This is a genomic window from Streptosporangium sp. NPDC001681 (assembly GCF_040298085.1).
In the GTDB taxonomy this organism is placed as follows: Bacteria; Actinomycetota; Actinomycetes; order Streptosporangiales; family Streptosporangiaceae; genus Streptosporangium.
On sequence record NZ_JBEOZN010000002.1, the window covers coordinates 51,507 to 67,448 of the forward strand.

Annotated in this window: 21 protein-coding genes and 1 tRNA gene; 17 read left to right on the forward strand and 5 right to left on the reverse strand. The window is 67.9% G+C overall.

Translation table 11 applies throughout. The features are described 5' to 3' along the window. Nucleotides 1-8 precede the first annotated feature (8 nt). Together ABT130_RS01115 and ABT130_RS01120 are read left to right on the forward strand one after the other, a co-directional pair. Entirely contained in the window at nt 9-299 is a 291-nt protein-coding gene (locus tag ABT130_RS01115) for a hypothetical protein (RefSeq protein WP_350951817.1), read from the forward strand. 278 nt (nt 300-577) lie between these two features. Beyond that, nucleotides 578-1,393, forward strand: a complete 816-nt coding sequence (locus ABT130_RS01120) for a GntR family transcriptional regulator (RefSeq protein WP_350951819.1) — start codon at nt 578-580, stop codon at nt 1,391-1,393. On the opposite strand, the gene ABT130_RS01125 is transcribed toward ABT130_RS01120, so the two are convergent. Beyond that, the gene (locus ABT130_RS01125) at nt 1,338-1,757 is read right to left on the reverse strand and encodes a hypothetical protein (protein ID WP_350951821.1); all 420 of its coding nucleotides are present in this window, start codon (nt 1,755-1,757) and stop codon (nt 1,338-1,340) included. The two genes, ABT130_RS01120 and ABT130_RS01125, sit on opposite strands and share 56 nt — an antisense overlap. Before the next feature lie 159 nt (nt 1,758-1,916). Here ABT130_RS01125 and ABT130_RS01130 point away from each other — a divergent pair, with 159 nt between their 5' ends. Then, nucleotides 1,917-2,378: a tyrosine-type recombinase/integrase gene (locus ABT130_RS01130; protein WP_451935100.1), complete on the forward strand. Its 462-nt coding sequence runs from the start codon at nt 1,917-1,919 to the stop codon at nt 2,376-2,378. Between the two features lie 80 nt (nt 2,379-2,458). Here ABT130_RS01130 and ABT130_RS01135 read toward each other — a convergent pair. Continuing rightward, nucleotides 2,459-2,532 (reverse strand) — tRNA-Gly (locus tag ABT130_RS01135). 119 nt (nt 2,533-2,651) lie between these two features. Here ABT130_RS01135 and dcd point away from each other — a divergent pair. From dcd to ABT130_RS01150, 3 genes are all read left to right on the forward strand, one after another. Continuing rightward, nucleotides 2,652-3,227 (forward strand): dCTP deaminase, encoded by a 576-nt coding sequence (dcd, locus tag ABT130_RS01140; RefSeq protein WP_350911147.1) that lies wholly within the window; start codon nt 2,652-2,654, stop codon nt 3,225-3,227. Nucleotides 3,228-3,794: 567 nt separating this feature from the next. Continuing rightward, nucleotides 3,795-4,412 (forward strand): DUF47 domain-containing protein, encoded by a 618-nt coding sequence (locus ABT130_RS01145; protein ID WP_030924556.1) that lies wholly within the window; start codon nt 3,795-3,797, stop codon nt 4,410-4,412. Continuing rightward, nucleotides 4,413-5,417 carry an inorganic phosphate transporter gene (locus ABT130_RS01150; protein WP_350911150.1) on the forward strand — a complete coding sequence of 335 codons (1,005 nt, stop codon included), beginning with the start codon at nt 4,413-4,415 and terminating at the stop codon, nt 5,415-5,417. Nucleotides 5,418-5,469: 52 nt separating this feature from the next. Here the strand turns inward: ABT130_RS01150 and mshD are convergent, their stop codons facing one another. Continuing rightward, a complete protein-coding gene (gene mshD / locus ABT130_RS01155; RefSeq protein ID WP_350951823.1) occupies nt 5,470-6,402 on the reverse strand; it encodes a mycothiol synthase in 933 nt (310 codons plus the stop codon). A 131-nt stretch (nt 6,403-6,533) separates the two neighbouring features. Here mshD and ABT130_RS01160 point away from each other — a divergent pair, with 131 nt between their 5' ends. Beyond that, a complete protein-coding gene (locus ABT130_RS01160; protein WP_350951825.1) occupies nt 6,534-8,330 on the forward strand; it encodes a bifunctional metallophosphatase/5'-nucleotidase in 1,797 nt (598 codons plus the stop codon). A gap of 196 nt (nt 8,331-8,526) precedes the next feature. On the opposite strand, the gene ABT130_RS01165 is transcribed toward ABT130_RS01160, so the two are convergent. After that, on the reverse strand, nt 8,527-9,240 hold the full coding sequence (locus ABT130_RS01165) for a response regulator transcription factor (protein ID WP_350911156.1): 714 nt from the start codon (nt 9,238-9,240) through the stop codon (nt 8,527-8,529). A gap of 206 nt (nt 9,241-9,446) precedes the next feature. On the opposite strand from ABT130_RS01165, the gene ABT130_RS01170 reads away from it, so the two are divergent. The 9 genes from ABT130_RS01170 (at nt 9,447) to ABT130_RS01210 (ending at nt 14,167) form a co-directional block, all read left to right on the forward strand. Then, a complete protein-coding gene (locus ABT130_RS01170; protein ID WP_350951827.1) occupies nt 9,447-9,698 on the forward strand; it encodes a MoaD/ThiS family protein in 252 nt (83 codons plus the stop codon). A 96-nt stretch (nt 9,699-9,794) separates the two neighbouring features. Next, nucleotides 9,795-10,475, forward strand: coding sequence for an LmeA family phospholipid-binding protein (locus tag ABT130_RS01175; protein ID WP_350951829.1), 681 nt, complete (start codon nt 9,795-9,797; stop codon nt 10,473-10,475). A gap of 48 nt (nt 10,476-10,523) precedes the next feature. Continuing rightward, nucleotides 10,524-11,036, forward strand: coding sequence for a sigma-70 family RNA polymerase sigma factor (locus ABT130_RS01180; RefSeq protein ID WP_030924537.1), 513 nt, complete (start codon nt 10,524-10,526; stop codon nt 11,034-11,036). After that, complete coding sequence (locus ABT130_RS01185) at nt 11,033-11,839, forward strand: anti-sigma factor family protein (RefSeq protein WP_350951831.1); 807 nt, start codon at nt 11,033-11,035, stop codon at nt 11,837-11,839. Before ABT130_RS01180 ends, ABT130_RS01185 begins: the two co-directional genes overlap by 4 nt. A 123-nt stretch (nt 11,840-11,962) precedes the next feature. After that, complete coding sequence (locus tag ABT130_RS01190; RefSeq protein ID WP_433372241.1) at nt 11,963-12,379, forward strand: TlpA family protein disulfide reductase; 417 nt, start codon at nt 11,963-11,965, stop codon at nt 12,377-12,379. 91 nt (nt 12,380-12,470) lie between these two features. After that, nucleotides 12,471-12,554: a putative leader peptide gene (locus tag ABT130_RS01195; protein WP_350911956.1), complete on the forward strand. Its 84-nt coding sequence runs from the start codon at nt 12,471-12,473 to the stop codon at nt 12,552-12,554. Between the two features lie 63 nt (nt 12,555-12,617). After that, nucleotides 12,618-13,016 (forward strand): DUF4395 domain-containing protein, encoded by a 399-nt coding sequence (locus ABT130_RS01200; RefSeq protein ID WP_350911164.1) that lies wholly within the window; start codon nt 12,618-12,620, stop codon nt 13,014-13,016. Nucleotides 13,017-13,031: 15 nt separating this feature from the next. Then, complete coding sequence (locus ABT130_RS01205) at nt 13,032-13,871, forward strand: sulfurtransferase (RefSeq protein ID WP_350911166.1); 840 nt, start codon at nt 13,032-13,034, stop codon at nt 13,869-13,871. Further along, the gene (locus ABT130_RS01210; protein ID WP_350911168.1) at nt 13,871-14,167 is read left to right on the forward strand and encodes a DUF1416 domain-containing protein; all 297 of its coding nucleotides are present in this window, start codon (nt 13,871-13,873) and stop codon (nt 14,165-14,167) included. The genes ABT130_RS01205 and ABT130_RS01210 overlap by 1 nt, the downstream gene beginning before the upstream one ends. A gap of 87 nt (nt 14,168-14,254) precedes the next feature. On the opposite strand, the gene ABT130_RS01215 is transcribed toward ABT130_RS01210, so the two are convergent. Further along, nucleotides 14,255-15,283, reverse strand: a complete 1,029-nt coding sequence (locus tag ABT130_RS01215) for a DsbA family protein (RefSeq protein WP_350951833.1) — start codon at nt 15,281-15,283, stop codon at nt 14,255-14,257. Between the two features lie 60 nt (nt 15,284-15,343). On the opposite strand from ABT130_RS01215, the gene ABT130_RS01220 reads away from it, so the two are divergent. Beyond that, nucleotides 15,344-15,895, forward strand: a complete 552-nt coding sequence (locus tag ABT130_RS01220; RefSeq protein WP_350951835.1) for a TetR/AcrR family transcriptional regulator — start codon at nt 15,344-15,346, stop codon at nt 15,893-15,895. Nucleotides 15,896-15,942: the final 47 nt, after the last annotated feature.

Genomic DNA, 15,942 nt, shown 5'->3' on the forward strand with positions numbered 1-15,942 from the left:
AACGTGAGATGAATCCGATCATGCAGACCGCTGCGGCCTGCTTACAGCAGGAACGCCAGCAGAACGAGGCGCTTGCCCTCACTCGGCTGCGGAACGCGTTGCTGCGGCTCGGTGTACGGGCCGAACTGCGCGACAACGACAGTGCGCTGATGATCCCCCGTCCACAGGTGGGACTGCCGGTGTGGGTGTTCGTCGGCTACGGCGGCGCCTTCTACTCCTGGCAGTCGGCCGAGAAGCGCCACCCGATCAACGACGTGATGGGCGCGGCCCAGGTACTGGCCGACTACGCCGGTCGATAGGCGGCGCGGCGGGGCGGTGTCCTCCAGCGCGGAGGGTGCTGGAGAGCGTTACCGCTGCTCCGTCGCGCTCTTCAACATCCCGGCAGGCAGTAGAGCGGCGCGCGGCCCACCCCATGCAACCGCGGCGTCCTTCTTCCCTCTCTCCGCCTGCCAGGATCTTCTTTGCCCTTGTTCCCTTTGCCTGCCGGTGACGTGGCAGGCGAGGGAAAGCCAGGTTGCGCTCCGACTTGGTAAAACAACCTGTCGGGTGATGGACGGTCGTAATGTCACTAGAGTCCGTGCCTCCGAAGTACGCCCAGCTTGTGCAGGCACTTCAACGGCGTATCGAGTCGGGGGACTACCCTCCGGGCGCACTCCTGCCCAGTGAGAACCAGCTCATCAACGAGTTCGGCGTCTCCCGACCCACAGTGGCCGCGGCACTGCGTGTGCTGCGCGAACAGGGCTGGATCGATTCTCAGCAGGGCAAGGGACGCTTCGTGCGTGGTCGTCCGGCGATGACCTCGATGGAACAGCCTCGCCCCGGGCAGGCGTACCTGATCGCTCCGGAGAGTGCATCGCAGGGCGAGGTGATTGAGGCGGCGGCACTTCCCGCCCCCAACCGTGTTGTCTCCCTTCTCGGCCTCACACCAAAAAGCAAGGCGTTCCTGCGCCGGCGACTGGTCAGCCGGGATGGAGAGCCGACCGAGATGGTCTCGCTGTGGGTGCCAGTGGAACTGTCCGAGGGCACCGATTTGACCAGCGCCGAACCACTCTCGCAGGGACTTCGCGAGCACTTCCAGTCCCGCAAGGGCGTGCGGTTCGACCACGTAGTGGAGCAGATCACCGCGCGCATGCCCACGACGGATGAGGCCAAGCGGCTCGGCATGCCGAAGAACACGCCGATGCTGGCCGTCTACGGCGCGGTCCGGGACGCCACAGGCGCGGCTCTGGCCGTAGTAGAGGTCCTGCTCCCGGCTGACCGGCATGAGTTGGAGGACGCCTACCCGATCGTGTGGGAAGCCAGCAGCCTCTGTACACGGGGCAGCGATTTGTTGCGCGCTAGTAGCAGCGCCAATCCCCGTCCCAGTTATGGGAGTCGTACGCCTCGACGATGACTCGACGGCCGCCAAGGGACCCCTCATCTTCGAAGTACAGGGAGACCCTCGCCTTTGCCTCGGCTCCCGCGATTGATGCGTTGTCGTAGTGGTGATGGATCTCCTGTGGCGTCAGTGCTGTTTGGAGCGTGATCCTGACGCGATAGTCACAGTAAGACCCGCTCCCCCCGCTCAGATTCTTCCCGAAGGTCACATCGCGATCCATCAGGAAGACATCTCTAGTACGTGGCGGAAGAGGGTAGTCGAGGACACGCTCGTAGAAGGCTTCGAGACGGGCGTTGTCCCGCCAGACAGGCTTCATGACCAAGACGAACACCAGGGCAATCGGCGTGAACACGAGCACAGCCGCCAGGAGGATCCGCATACTTCGTCTCACAAGGTCGAACCGTAAGGCCAGCGGCAGCTAGGCCTACGCCAAATCGGGATCTTCCACATCGGCTCCTTCGTCTCACCCTCCAGGTCTACTTAGGCACTTGACCTATCAAGTGAGGTCTCTAACCTGGATGCCCGGACGGTCCGGGTCATGGCCTCCACCACCGAACTCAAGGACGGATCGGTAACCGTCGGCCTGCCCAAGTGCGTGGCCGGTACGCGGACGGTCGCTCTTCCCGAGGTGGTGGTCTCGGAGCTTCGCGTGCACCTCGACACGTACACCGACGAGCATGACGAGGCGTTCGTCTTCCTCGGCGCGAAGGGCGCGATGCTGCGGCGGCCGGCCTTCAGCCGGATCTGGGCCAAGGCTCTGAAGGGGGCGAACCTCTCCGGCGTCCACTTCCACGACCTTCGCCATACGGGCAACACGTTCGCCTCGCGGTCGGGGGCGACGCTGCGGGAGTTGATGAACCGGATGGGGCACTCGACCACGCGGGCCGCGCTGATCTATCTGCACACCGAGAACGGGCGGGATCAGATGATCGCCGACGGCATGGGAAAGCTCGCCGAAGCCGCTCTCAGGAAAGAAGATCCACCGGCATCGGGCACGTAACGGGCACGGAAGATCGAAAGCGCTCCGGAAACAACTAAGGCCCCGATTCGGATTCGCATCCTGACCTGGGCCTTTGTGTGTGGAGCGGGTGACGGGAATCGAACCCGCGCTGTCAGCTTGGGAAGCTGATGTTCTGCCATTGAACTACACCCGCAGCGGTGTGCCGCCCCACCACTGTAGCGGAAGTTGGGTGGCTCTCGTCCACTGTGGGAAGCGGGATCGGGGTCTATGCCGACGCTCCCGGGAAGGCGTGGCGTTGGTAGGTTGCCTCACGTGCTGCTTTCCGATCGTGACATCGTTGCCGAGATCGAGGCGGGGAGGGTGAGGATCGATCCCTTTCAGCCGGAGATGATCCAGCCGTCCAGTGTCGACGTATGCCTGGACCGCTACTTCAGGGTCTTCGAGAACCACCGGTACCCGCACATCGATCCGGCTGTCGAGCAGCCGGACCTGACGCGGATGGTCGAGCCCGACAAGGACGAGCCGTTCATCCTGCACCCGGGGGAGTTCGTGCTGGCGAGCACGTACGAGGTCGTCACACTGCCGGACGACATCGCCTCGCGGCTGGAGGGGAAGAGCTCGCTGGGCAGGCTCGGTCTGCTGACCCACTCCACGGCCGGGTTCATCGACCCGGGCTTCAGCGGGCACGTCACGCTTGAGCTCTCCAACGTCGCGACGTTGCCGATCAAGCTCTGGCCCGGAATGAAGATCGGCCAGCTCTGCATGTTCAGGCTCAGCTCGCCGGCCGAGTATCCCTACGGTTCGGAGAAGTACGGATCCCGCTACCAGGGGCAGCGGGGACCGACGCCGAGCCGTTCGTACCTCAACTTCCACCGGACGCCGATCTGAGGTCCGGGATCAGGTCCCGGAGGAGGATTCTCCGCCAAAGATGAACTGACGGTGAATTCAAAGTGAACTTTCACGCCGGGGCGGGTTGTCGTGGCGGAGTGAACCCTCCGAAGAAGGGGGGCGCCCGGGGACTCCGAGGGGCGAGAGGCCGCGGGAACGGGTCCGCGAGCAGGGCTGCCGTGAGCAGGCAAAATACGGGTTGACGGGCGATCGTGATGGAAATCACCCTGACTTTTCGCGGGAGGCCGACGAGCCCTGGCGACCTTGGTGAACCGGGCGGGAAGGGCACCGGACGCGGGGGTTTCCGAGGGAAGTACGAGGAAGGTGCCGGATGGCGTTCAGGGGTAGAGAAGTCCCATACTTGGCCTGTCTTCGTCATACTGTGGCCGAAAACCAGCAAAACGGTCAGCGGAAAGATGCCCTCAAGGCTGCCTCAAGCTGTGTGTCGCCGGGTATGCGCCGGGTAGCGACATCGGGAAGAGTGCGTGTCTAGCGGGTGAAGTTCGCATTTCCGCTGGTAACCCGTACCCTTCTCTGCGGACCATCCCCGCACATCTGGAGAACGACGTGCGCCTCCGTCTCACACCAAGTGAGGACAGCTACTACGACTTGTTCGCAGACTCGGCGAACAACCTCGTCACAGCGTCCCGTCTGCTGGTAGAGATCATCAGTGACGGATCGGACAGGGAAGCTCTGGCCGAGAAGATGCGCGCATGTGAGCACGCCGGTGACGAGCGTACTCACGCGATCATGAACCGGCTCAACGAGAGCTTCATCACCCCCTTCGACCGCGAGGACATCTACCGTCTCGCCTCGAACCTCGACGACGTGATGGACTACATGGAGGCGGCCGCCGACCTCATCGTCCTCTACCAGATCGACCACCTTCCCAAAGAGGTGGTCCGGCAGGTCGAGGTTCTGGAACGTGCCGCCGAGCTCACCGCCGAGGCCATGCCGCGGCTGCGCTCGATGAAGAACCTCAACGAGTACTGGATCGAGATCAACCGGCTTGAGAACCAGGCCGACCAGGTCTACCGCCGCCTTCTCGCCAAGCTCTTCGGCGGGGAGTACGACGCGTTGACCGTCCTCAAGATGAAGGAGGTCATCGATCAGCTCGAGATGGCCGCCGACGCCTTCGAGCACGTGGCCAACACGATCGAGTCGATCGCGGTCAAGGAAAGCTAAGTGGATCTCACGCTCGCACTCGTCATCGGCGTGGTGGTCGTAGCGTTGGTGTTCGACTACACCAACGGCTTCCACGACGCCGCGAACGCGATCGCGACCTCCGTCTCAACGCGCGCGCTGACGCCGAGGGCCGCGCTCTTCATGGCCGCGGCCATGAACTTCCTGGGTGCGCACCTCGGCACGCAGGTGGCCGCGACCGTCGGCAAAGGCATCATCGACGCTCCACAGGGAACCCACGGTCTCGTCATCGTCGGCTCGGGCCTGATCGGCGCGATCACCTGGAACCTCATCACCTGGTACTTCGGCCTGCCCTCCTCCAGCAGTCACGCGCTGATCGGCGGTCTGGTCGGCGCCGCGCTCGCCTCGGCGAGCAACGTCCACTGGGACGGGGTGCTGGAGAAGGTCGTCATCCCGATGATCCTGTCTCCGGTGATCGGCTTCACCCTCGCCGGGCTCATCATGATCGGCATTCTGTGGGGCTTCCGGCGCTCCCAGCCGTCGAAGACCAACCGGGGCTTCCGGCACGCGCAGACCGTCTCCGCGGCGGCGATGGCGCTGGGGCACGGTCTCCAGGACGCGCAGAAGACCATGGGCGTCATCTTCCTGGCCCTCGTGGTCGGCGGCTACCAGCATGACGGCGACCCGATCCCGCAGTGGGTCATCCTCGCCGCCGCCACGGCCATCTCGCTCGGCACGTACGCGGGAGGCTGGCGGATCATGCGGACGCTCGGCCGCCGGATCATCGCGCTCGACCCCCCGCAGGGATTCGCCGCGGAGACGGCCGCGGCGACGGTGCTCTACACCGCGGCCATCGGCTTCGGTGCCCCCATCTCGACCACCCACACGATCACCAGCGCGATCATGGGCGTCGGCGCCACCAAGCGCCTTTCCGCCGTGCGCTGGGGCGTCGCGGGCAACATCGTGACCGCCTGGGTTCTCACGATCCCGGCCGCCGCGTTGGTCGCCGCGCTGTCCTACTTCGCGCTCCACTGGATGATCGAGTAGTACTCCAGGTGGACCAGATCCCTCGGGGGGGACCTGGTCCACTTCAGGTCCGTCAGGCACTGCCCTTCCGGTACATCACGTCGACGTCCCACCGGGTGAAACCCAGCCCCTGGTACAGGCGGATCGCTGCGGAGTTGCTCTCGTCGACGTACAGCATCACGTTGGTCAGGCCTCGCGAGCGCAGGTGGGCCAGGCCCGCCAGGGTCAGTGACCTGCCCAGGCCGCCGCCCTGCTCGGCGGGGTCGACGCCGACGACGTAGACCTCGCCGATCGGCTCGTGCGCGTGGTCGCCGTCGCCGTGCACCTTGGTCCAGTGGAAGCCCACCAGCCGGTCGCGGCCCTCGGGACCGCCGGGCCGTACGGCGAGGAAGAACCCGGCCGGGTCGAACCAGGGCTCCCGCTCGCGCAGCTTGAGGTCGTCAAGCGTCCACGCGCCCTGCTCGGGGTGGTCGGCGAAGGCCTTGGCGTTGAGGGCGAGCCAGGCCTCCCGGTCTGAGGTGCCGGGCTCGAAGGTGCGGAGCCGTACGCCCTCGGGGAGGTCGAAGCCACCGATGTCGGCGGTGAGGGGGCGGCGCATCTGCCACAGCGACCTCGCCCTTTCGAACCCCTCCGACAGGGCGAGGGCATCGGCCGCCGGGTGTCCGCCGTGCGCCCACAGCCGCAGGTGCCCGCCGGCGCGGTCGAGCACGGCCCGCAGCAGCCGCCGTCCGTATCCCCGTCCGCGGAACGCCGGGTGGACGACCAGCTCCCCGCTGGGCCCCTCGACGGGGTCCGTCGGGTCCAGGTGGGCGTAGCCCGCGAGGTCGTCCCCGGCGTACAGGAGCACGGCTCCGGCCCGCTCGTCGCCGCCGTAGCGCAGGTGCAGCATGACATGTTCGTTGAGTGGCCGGACCCCGTCGGCCTTCGTGGCCGCATCCACCACCGCAAGGACCTCGGACACCTCTTGTTCGCCGAGTAGTCCCCGGTGTTCAACACGCACATTCATGTTCTGGACTCTAGGCGGGTACACGTCCTGGGAGAGCACCGGGGACTGGCAAAAGCCGCCAGCTACCGGTCGGGTGAATCGTTATCTCTCGGACATTCCTTGCACAGATAGTCCCCTTAGTGTCGTGGACCATGATGTCTCGTTCCTTCCTGCGGCTGACCATGGCGTGCGTGCTCGCCGGGGCCGGTGTCACGCTTGCGATGGGGCCGGCCGAGGCGGGCAACAAGCCCGCCAAGACGGTGCCGGTCCGCCTGCTCTCCCTCAACGATTTCCACGGCAACCTTGAGCCGCCGACCGGTTCCTCCGGCCGCATGGTCGACGAGACCGGCGCCACAGTCGACGCGGGTGGCGCCGCTTACGTCGCCACCCACCTCAAGCAGCTGTCCGACAAGAACACGCTGAAGGTCGCCCAGGGCGACCTGATCGGCGCGACCCCGCTGATCTCCGCGGCCTACCACGACGAGCCGTCGGTGGAGTTCCTCGGCAAGATCGGCGTCACCGCCTCCGCCGTGGGCAACCACGAGTTCGACGAGGGGTACGCCGAGCTCAGGCGGATCATGAACGGCGGCTGCCACCCGGTGGACGGCTGCTCGCCCGCGGGCAAGTGGAAGGGCGCGGCCTACAGCTACCTCGGCGCGAACGTCGTCTTCAAGCGGCCGGCGCAGGGCGCGGAGAAGCAGGCGCTGGACGCCCTGGGCGGGACGAACGCCTCCTCGCTGCGCGCTCTGCTCAAGGACTACGGCATCCCGGCCCTGCCCCCGGTCGCGATCCGCTGGATGAACGGCGTGCCGATCGGGTTCATCGGCCTGGTCACCGGGAGTACCCCGAGCATCGTCACCTCGGAGGGCATCAAGGACCTCGACTTCATCGACGAGGTGAAGGCCGCGAACGTCGCGTCCAAGCTTCTCAAGATCGTTGGAGTCAAGGCCCAGGTCGTGCTCGTCCACGAGGGTGACCAGGTCACCGCGGGCCAGTCGCCCGACAGCTGCAGCGCCCAGCCGGGCGCGGGCAACCGGATCGCCACGCAGGTCGACGCCGAGATCGACATGATCCTCAGTGGCCACTCCCACCAGGCCTACCTGTGCACGGTGGCCGACCCCAAGGGCGCCAGCCGCCTCTACAGCCAGGGTGGTTCCTTCGGCCGGGTCATCACCAAGGTCGACTTCCAGGTGGACGTCAAGACCCGCGACGTCGTGCGCTCCTCTGTCGTGGCCGACAACCAGGTCGTGACCAGGACCGTCACCCCCGACCCGGAGATCAGCGCGTTCGTCCAGACCTGGAAGGACCGCGTCGCGCCGGTGGCCAACCGGCCGATCGGCAAGATCACCGCGGACATCACCAACGCCGCGTCCGCGTCCGGCGAGTCCTCGCTGGGCAACCTGATCGCCGACGGCCAGCTCGCCGCGACCAGGACCGGCGGCAACGCCCAGATCGCCCTGATGAACCCGGGCGGCGTGCGGGCCAGCCTCACCTACGCGGGCTCGCCCGCCGGTGAGGGCGACGGGGTGGTGACGTACGGCGAGGCGTTCACGGTCCAGCCGTTCAACAACCTCATGCAGGTGATCACGCTCACCGGTGCGCAGCTCAAGACCGTTCTGGAGCAGCAGTTCACCGGCGGCCCCAACGCCCAGGCGTTCACCAAGATCCTGCAGCCCTCGTCGAACTTCACCTACACCTACAGCGCGAGCGCGCCGTGGGGTTCGAAGATCTCCGCCATGAAGATCGACGGTGTCGACGTGACGGACACCCAGACGATCAGGGTCGCGGCCAACAACTTCCTCGTCGGTGGCGGTGACGCGTTCGCCGCCTTCACCGGTGGCACCGACCTGTGGAGCGGCCCGCTCGACATCGACGCCTTCGCCGCCCACTTCGCGGCGAACCCGTTGATCACGCCCCCGGTTCCCAACCACATCACGGTCGCTCCGTAACCGGGGCGAAAGGCACGACGCGCGCGTCAGACCTGCCGGACACCTCCGGTGGGTCTGGCGTGATGCCGGGAACCCGTGCCCACAGGGCGCGCAGGCACCGGTACGACCGCGGACGCGCGAACTCACCGGTCGGCGGCTGACCTGGCACCTTGGAGAGCGGCCAGTGCCGATCGCCGCGGGGTGGGAACCGCTCGCCCTACTGGTGGGCGGGCTCGCGCTCCTCGACGGCCTCGTTGCCGCGCTCGGGGACGAACCGGTAACCGACGTTGCGGACCGTTCCGATCAGTGCCTCGTACTCGGCGCCGAGCTTGGCGCGGAGCCGCCGGACGTGGACGTCCACGGTACGGGTGCCGCCGAAGTAGTCGTATCCCCAGACCTCCTGGAGGAGCTGGGCGCGGGTGAAGACCCTGCCCGGGTGCTGTGCCAGGTATTTCAGGAGCTCGAACTCCTTGAAGGTCAGATCCAGCGCGCGGCCGCGGAGCCGGGCGGTGTAGGTGGCCTCGTCGATCGACAGGTCACCGTTGCGGATCTCGTCCGGCACCTCCTCGGCGGCGGCCAGGTTGAGCCTGCCCACGGCCATCCTGAGCCGTGCCTCGACCTCGGCGGGACCGGCGCTGTCGAGAATGACGTCGTCGGCACCCCATTCCGCGGTCAGCCCGGCGAGGCCGCCCTCGGTGACGATCACCACCAGAGGGCAGGAAACGCCCGTGGTGCGGAGCAGCCTGCACAGGCTCTTGGCCTGGACGAGCTCGCGGCGTGCGTCCACCAGGATCGCGTCGGCGGGCGGGGCGTCGAGCAGGGCGGACGCCTCCGCGGGCACGACACGTACCGAGTGCAACAACAGCCCCAGCGCCGGGAGCACCTCAGTCGAGGGCTCAAGGGCGTTGGTAAGCAGTAGGAGATTGCTCACAATGCCTCCTTCCCGCGTCATGTCGGCGATAGCCGTACAAACACGTAAGGACCCGGGGGCTACGTTGCCCAGGTCCCGTAGTACGTGAGGATAACCCACGAGGAGTAAGCGTCCAGTGAAGGTCCACCTGGTGAACACCGGTTCTCCGAGTGGATTCGCCGTAATGATGTGGTAACCCTGTGTGTGTTCGAGGAGTTGATTCACAGGTGGCGACGGGCACTGTCAGATATTGGGCCGCGGCCAAGGACGCGGCGGGCATCGCGGAGGAGCCTTTCGAGGCCGAGACCCTTGCCGAGCTGATGACGAAAATCACACCGGGCCGTGAAGAGCTGGCCCGCGTGCTGAAGCGGTCGTCGTTCCTGGTCAACGGGGATCCGGTGGGCAGACGGGCGCACGAGACGATAGTCCTGGCCGAGGGGGCGACGGTGGAGGTGCTCCCGCCCTTCGCGGGGGGTTGATCGGGTGCTATCGCCGGCACGGCGTTTCGTACAGGATTGCAGGGGGAGGGCACGCGAACGGGCCCCCCTCGGGCCGGAGAATGAACAGGGAGTCGGATGCGCAAGCTGATCGCTTTTCTGGTCCTGCTGCTCGCTCTCGTCGCGATCCTGGACAGGGTCGCCGTCGCCGGAGTCCAGCGTGAGATCGCCACGCAGGCGATGGCCAAGTACGACCTGGAGTCCCCGCCAGAGGTCACCATCGAGGGCATCCCCTTCCTGACCCAGGCGATCGCCGGGCGCTACGAGGAGGTCAAGGTCGCCGCGGGCGCGATGACCGTCTCGGGTGTCGCGCTGTCGAGCGTGGACTTCACCCTTTACGGTGTCACCGCGCCGCTTGCGGACCTGGTGCTCCGCCCCCAGCAGGTCGACATGCGCGCCGAGCGCGTGGTGGGGTCGGTGGTCGTCCCGGTGAAGACGCTCAGCCAGCGGGCGCCCCGCGGGATCAAAGTCGACGTCGTGGGCGACGCGCTCAACGTCAGCGGGGAGATCACCGTGCTGGGGCAGAAGGTGCCGGTGAAGGCGGCGCTGAAGGTCGAGATCGTCGAGGGCGGCCTGAAACTCGTCCCCGGGAAGGTGACCCTGGGCGGCGGCATCCCGGTGCCCGATCCCGAGCGGTTCATCAACTTCCGGATCCCGATCGGGAAGCTGCCGTACGACGTCAAGCTGACCGACATCAAGGTCGCGCCCGAGGGCCTGCGCATCTCGGGTGAGGCCTCCGATGTGCCGCTGAGAGGCTGAACGTGCCCCGTGTCTGAACCGGATCGTCCCGCCGTACGTCGTGGGGATGTGAGTCAAGCCGGAACCGCCGACGAGCAGCTTGTCAGAGCGCTCTTCGACGAGCACGGCGGGCCACTCTACGGTTACGCGCTGCGGCTGACGGGCGACTCGGGGAGAGCGGAGGATGTCGTGCAGGAGACGCTGTTGCGGGCCTGGCGCCATCCGAACGCGTTCGCCGGCCGCTCCATCCGCGCGTGGCTGTTCACGGTGGCCCGCAATCTCGTCGTCGACCAGCACCGGGCACGTAAGGCGCGCCCGCCGGAGACGGGCGACGAGGCGCTCGCCGTGGTGCCCGCCGATGACGAGCTGGAGCGGGCGGTGGAGTCGTGGGCGGTCGCCGAGGCGCTGGCCGCGCTGCGGCCCGAGCACCGCGAGGTGCTGGCCGAGGTCTACTACCAGGGGAAATCCGTCGCGGAGGCGGCCGCGTCGCTCGGTATCCCCGCCGGAACGGTTAAGTCGCGCACGTATTACGCGCTTCGGGCGCTCAAGCTGGCGCTGGAGGAGCGGGGGCTCGCGCCATGATGACCTGTGACGAAGTACGGATGTCGCTCGGGGTCTACGTGCTCGGAGCCCTGGAGCCGGACGAGCGCGTGCTCGTCGAGACCCATCTCGCCGAGTGCGCGGAGTGCGCGGCGGAGCTCGCCGAGCTGAGCGGGGTGGCGACGTTCCTCGGCAGGGTGTCCGAGGACGATGTGGCGCAGGTGGCGAGCCCGCCCACGGCGGTGCTGGAGCGGCTGCTCAGCGCCAAGGTCAAGCGGCGTCGCATCACCCGGCTGATGCTCCTCCTGGCGGCCTCGGTCCTGGTGGTCGGGCTCGGTGGCGGGACCTTCTGGGCCGTCATCCAGTCTCCGAGGGACGTCATGACGGTCGCCGGGTCCGCCGCGCCCGAGTCGTCGGCGGCGGACCGGAGCGCCCAGGAGTATGCCGAGCCTCTCTCGGCCTCGGCCTCCGAGCCCGACGCCAGAGCCAAGGCCTCTTCCGCCCCCGCGCCCAGCGCCGACTCGCAGCTCCTGCTCGCCCCGAGCGACCTGCGGGTCACCGGGGGGTACGGCACGATCCGCGCGGTGGTGACCGCGTCCGCCGGGCAGGGGGCGACCACGGTCAAGGTCGTGCTCACCGGCGTGGCCAAGGGCACGCGCTGCCGGCTGGACGTGATCGGGGACGGTGGTGTCAGGGAGACGGCGGGCAACTGGACCGTCAACCGGGCCGCCTATGACAAGTCGGGCGCCTTCACGGCCACCACGACGATCCCACCGGAGCGCATCACGTCGTTCGAGATCGCCACCGCCGAAGGACGGGTGCTGCTCACGGTAGATGTCCCCTGAGCCTGTCCGGCGCCGCGCGGCAGGCGAGGGCGTTCGGTGCGGGGGCGTTCCGGGTGCGGAAACGGCGCCGGATAGCCGAGCGGCGCGGGAATGGCTCGGAGCGCCCGCCTGTTGTCGTGTTCCGTGACCGGATTGACGGTGGTGGTCGTCACTCTCGCCCTCGCCACGCTTGTGGGCGTGGTGGCGCGGCGGCGGAACGGCGTGGCGCGAGAGGTGAGGGGCGAGGTGGAGCGGCTCACGTCCGGCGACATCCACGCGGAGCTGGGGGAGCGGGCCACGCTGGTGCAGTTCTCCAGTTCCTTCTGCCAGCCGTGCCGGGCGACCCGGCGGATCCTCGACGAGGTGGCGGGGATGGTGCCCGGCGTCGCGCACGTGGAGATCGACGCGGAGTCCCACCTCGATCTGGTCCGGTCGCTGAACATTCTGCGCACCCCCACCGTCCTCGTCCTCGACGCGTCAGGGCGGGTGGTGCGGCGCGCATCCGGCCAGCCCAGGAAGGCCGACGTGATCGGCGCTCTAGGTCTGGTGATCGACGGATGAACGGGTCACCCTATCGTTCCTCAAATGATCACGTCTCAGAAATTGGACAGGGATGTGACAGATGGCGGGACGCCGGGGTACTGTCGTGGACATGAACCCCACGACAGAGCTGCTCACAAAGCGGCGCGCGGTTGATTTCTGCCGCGTGACCACCGCGCTCTGTCGTATTTCCTAAAGGGCGATCTCAAGCGGCCGTCGAGCCGCACCGATCTGCACAACCCTTCAGGAGCATCAAGCGATGCAAGCTGATCCCCGAGCTCTCCGCTTCACCGCGGCCGTCACAACAGTCGTGCTCGCGCTCGTCCTCGTGACGGGCAGTGCGTGGCTGCTGGCCGCACAGGCCGTGGCGTTCGCACTGGGCACTCTCGGCCTCTCGCCGTACGGGATGGTTTTCAAAGGGATAGTGAAAAGCCCTCCGAAGGAGTTGGAGGACGCCGGCCCGCCGCGCTTCGCGCAGGGAGTCGGCCTCACCTTCGCCCTGGTGGGCTTGGTCGGATACGTCGCACAGATCACGCCGCTGGCCCTCGGGGCCACCGCGGCGGCACTTTTCGCCGGATTTCTCAACGCCGCTTTCGGCTTCTGTCTCGGCTGCGAGATGTTTTTGATCATTCGCCGCCTACTACCCGCCGCACGATGATCCTGGAGGATCAAAATGAGCCGCTCCGCCGTCCTGGTCGATGCTGACTGGGTCGAGGCCAACCTCGATACCCCCGGTGTCGTTCTCGTTGAAGTGGACGAGGACGCCAGCGCATATGACAAGGGCCACATCCGTGGCGCCGTGAAGGTCGACTGGAAGAAGGACCTGCAGGACCCGGTCCGCCGCGACTTCGTCGACCGCGAGGGCTTCGAGGCGCTGCTGTCCGCTCGTGGCATCGCGGGCGACGACACCGTGGTTCTCTACGGTGGCAACAACAACTGGTTCGCCGCCTACGCGTACTGGTACTTCAAGCTGTACGGCCACGAGAACATCAGGCTTCTCGACGGTGGCCGCAAGAAGTGGGAGCTTGAGTCCCGCGAGCTGGTCAAGGACGTTCCCAGCCGCCCCGCCACGGACTACAAGGCCAAGGAGCAGGACCGGTCCCTGCGCGCCTCCCGCGACGAGGTCGTCGCCGCGATCGGCAAGCTCAGCCTGGTCGACGTGCGCTCGCCCGACGAGTTCACCGGCAAGCTGCTCGCCCCCGCGCACCTTCCGCAGGAGCAGGCGCAGCGTGTCGGCCACGTGCCCACCGCCCGCAACATCCCGTGGTCCAAGGCTGCCAACGACGACGGCACCTTCAAGTCCGACGAGGAGCTCAAGGCCCTCTACGAGGGCGCGGGTGTCGACTTCAGCAAGGACATCATCGCCTACTGCCGCATCGGGGAGCGCTCGGCCCACACGTGGTTCGTGCTGCACGAGCTCCTCGACCAGGCGGGTGTCAAGAACTACGACGGTTCATGGGTTGAGTACGGCTCGCTGGTCGGCGTGCCGATCGAACTGGGAGAGGCTCGATAATGACTCAGGGATGCGCTGCTCCGGAACAGACGATTGCCCTTCCGGCCGGGATCGATCTTACGAACCAGGCCGTCATCCAGGGCGTGGTCACGGGCGCGGGCACGGCCTACGCCCGTCTGCTCGACCACTCCGGTGAGTTCACCGGTGAGGTCGTGGTGTCCGAGGAGGGAATCTTCCGCTTCTTCGCCGCCCCCGGTGACTGGACCGTCCGCATCATCGCGGGCGGCGGCGTCACCAAGGACATCCCGGCCCAGGCCCGCCTGGGTGAGGTCACCCAGCTCGCGGTGTCCGTCTGACCCTTCGGTCCGACGCCCGCCGAGCCGGCTCGGTAAAAAGGACCGGCACTCCCACGAGGGAGTGCCGGTCCTTTTGGTCAGGCCAGGTCAGCCGGCCAGCCGGTGCTCGACGCGCCGGAGGGCGTCGAGGTAGTCGGGCTCTGGGGACATGGCCGCGGCCAGGCGCAGGTGTGGCAGGGCCTCGGGGTGGCGGTTGGCGCGTTCGAGGGTCCTGCCCAGCAGGAATCGGGCGTAGTGGTCACCGGGGGTGCGCTCCAGCAGCGACTCCAGCGTCTCGCTCGCCCGGCCGAGCTGGGCCGAACCAAAGTAGGCACGGGCCGCCAGCAGGCGGACGGCGGGGTCCTCGCCGTGCTCGGCCATCAACGGCTCCAGGGTCCGCAGGGCGCCGAGGGGATCTCTGACACCCAGCAGGGCCTCGGCCTGGCGTAGCCACCTGACCTCGTCGGGGAGTTCCCGCCGGGGAGCGGCGTGCCGCACCAGGTCGGCGAGGACCTCGGGCGGCTGCGCGCCCGCGACCGCCGTGTCACCCACCACGAAGGTCGGCGAGGTGGCGATGCCGACGGCCTTGCCGCGCAGCAGCTCGGAGCGGACCTCCGCCGCCCCCTCGCCGCGCTCCAGCGCCTCGGTCATGCCCCCGAGTCCGGCCTCGGCGGCGAGCGCTGCCAGCGTGCCGCGGTCTCCGATGTCGGAGCCCTCGACGAAGTGGGCACGCAGGATCCGCTCCACGACCGCGTCCTGGAGCGCCGCGCCGCCGCGGCCGTAGGCGAGGGCGATGACCCGGTGGGCGTCGAACGTGTTCGCCCGCCAGACCGCTCCCCAGCGCCGCCCGCCGTCGTCGGCGCGCTCGCCGATCCGCTCCGCGGCGGCGACGCGCGAGACCCGGGCCCGGTTCTCGGCCGGGGTCAGGGCGGGGTGGCAGGCCCGCAGGGCGCCCTCGGCGACCGGGTCGCGAAGGGCGTCCTGCAGCGGCTCGGACCGTGCCGGAGCCATCGGGTCGATGAGGTACGGGCGCCAGACGATCTCCACGTCCTCGCCGAGGTCGGCCTGCTCCAGCCGTCGCTTGCCGATGTAGGCCCACGCGCAGACCATGTCGGCCCAGACTTCGATGCGCTTCATGGCCGCTACAACAAACGACAGGTGTCGTTTATTCGACAGGTGTCGTTTAAAGTTGACGGCGTGTCCGGAGACGATCCCAGAATCCGCAGAACCCGCGCCCGGCTGCGGTCCGCCGCCCTGGAGTTGACCGCCGCGCGCGATCCCGACTCGATCACCGTCGCCGAGATCGCCCAGCTGGCCGGGGTGAACCGGGCCACGGTCTACGTTCACTACCGTGACCGCGACGACCTCGTGCTCGATGCCATGGAGGCCGCGGTCAAGGAACTGGCCGCCGAGGCCGCGCGGTGTCCCTACCGGGAGCCGGGGCCGGTGCCGGCGTCGCTGGTCGCGCTGTTCGAACACGTCGGTGAGCGAGCCCCGCTCTACCGGCGGATGCTCGGGCCCTCCGGCAGCGCCCGCTTCTGCGCGCGGCTGCGCGAGGCGTTGGTCGCGGAGCTGCGCGGCCCCTTCGCGGCGGGCTCCCGGCCCCCCGGGCACGACGAGGTGCCACCGGAGATCCACGCCCATCATGTGGCGGGCGCGCTGGTCGGGCTCTTCACGTACTGGCTGGAAGAGCATCCGCCGCGTCCGGCCGAGGAGATCGCGGCGGTGGCGTGGAACCTGATCCGCTGATGTGGACCCCGGCGGCCGGGAGTGGACGACGCCGGTCCGGCGATCCC